Genomic DNA, 1,169 nt, shown 5'->3' on the forward strand with positions numbered 1-1,169 from the left:
AAGTCGTCGTAAAGCCAGGAGACCGACCGCCCCTCGGCATCCACCAGCCCGGTCTGCTTGTTGCGGGCATTGTAGCTCACCGTGGTGGCGGTCTCCTCACCGGGAAGGGTCTGCGCGGCCAGGCGATTCAGGGCATCGTGGCCATAGTTTGTCACTGCGCGAGGAGAAAAAGACAAGAAACGGCGGGCACGGTGGGACTGTGCCCGCCCTATTGGGTTCATGTCTTGTCAAAATTAAAATCTGTAAAGCAACAAGCTAGTTCAGCACCTACTGATGGCTCAAAATAGATGAGCTTAATGTTTTTTTCAGACCGAAAAATTGACGACTCGATTTTCAAGATCCTGCAACAGTGACCAAAATAATCCGAGTCTTCTATTTCATTAAATATAAACAAATCTAAAATAACGTTTTGCATTGCCATATTTGACAAGAAAAAACGCTTCACGCCTCGCAACGTCAGAGATGATTTTTCATCATTTGCAGGAATGTTTAGGAATATCTTTACAGTATTTCCAAATCGATCTGCATTTACACCTTCGATCTCCCAATCATGCATATCTGGCAATTCTCTTTGCACACTCATATTTGTTTATATGTTCCCAATCGATTTATTTGATAACTGAAACGGGGGCTCCAGGCCCTCGGACACCATTATTCCAATTGTGGGCATGTGGTGATCCCTGCCCGTGATTATGGCCATAATCAATATCAACTTTAGGAGTACCATCTGGTCCATATAGCCGATCTTGCTTACCATGTGGATGTTCTACCCATTCACCAGGTTCACCAGTGGGGGGATTGCCTCTTTGGTTATTTTCTTTCCCTAACGAACATTGCCCCCCTTCTTCAGTATTTTCATTTGCAAACCACCCCTTTACTCCTTGCCAGATATCATTTACAACGTTCGGATGAGTTTGTAGATAGGTTGAAGTTGCAACAGTAGCCCCAGTTAACAAACCTATAGTATATGGGTTAACAAGGGCTGGAATAAATAAACCATGGGGGTCGGTGTAATTGACTGGATTTTGGAAGGCGTAGCCGTAAAGGTTAATCCCTCCAGCAAGCCCAATCGGGTCGGGGGTGAGATACCGGCCGGTGTCGGGATCATAGTACCGGTTCAGGTTGTAATGCAAGCCGGTTTCGGCATCGAAATACTGGCCAGGGAAGCG

2 protein-coding genes are annotated in these 1,169 nt (G+C 46.2%); both read right to left on the bottom strand.

Annotated elements, in window-relative coordinates; all coding sequences use genetic code 11:
• Positions 1-217 precede the first annotated feature (217 nt).
• Positions 218-583, bottom strand: a complete 366-nt coding sequence (locus tag Q362_RS23955) for a hypothetical protein (RefSeq protein WP_157470349.1) — start codon at positions 581-583, stop codon at positions 218-220.
• Positions 584-608: 25 nt separating this feature from the next.
• The coding region (locus Q362_RS23270) for an RHS repeat-associated core domain-containing protein (protein ID WP_169737464.1) at positions 609-1,169 on the bottom strand (561 nt) is incomplete at its 5' end.

Source organism: Desulfobulbus elongatus DSM 2908, assembly GCF_000621145.1.
Taxonomy (GTDB): Bacteria; Desulfobacterota; Desulfobulbia; order Desulfobulbales; family Desulfobulbaceae; genus Desulfobulbus; species Desulfobulbus elongatus.

Coding starts and splice junctions, on each gene's coding strand:
- Q362_RS23955 (WP_157470349.1), bottom strand. CDS start 583: ATGAGTGTGCAAAGAGAATTGCCAGATATGCATGATTGGGAGATCGAA.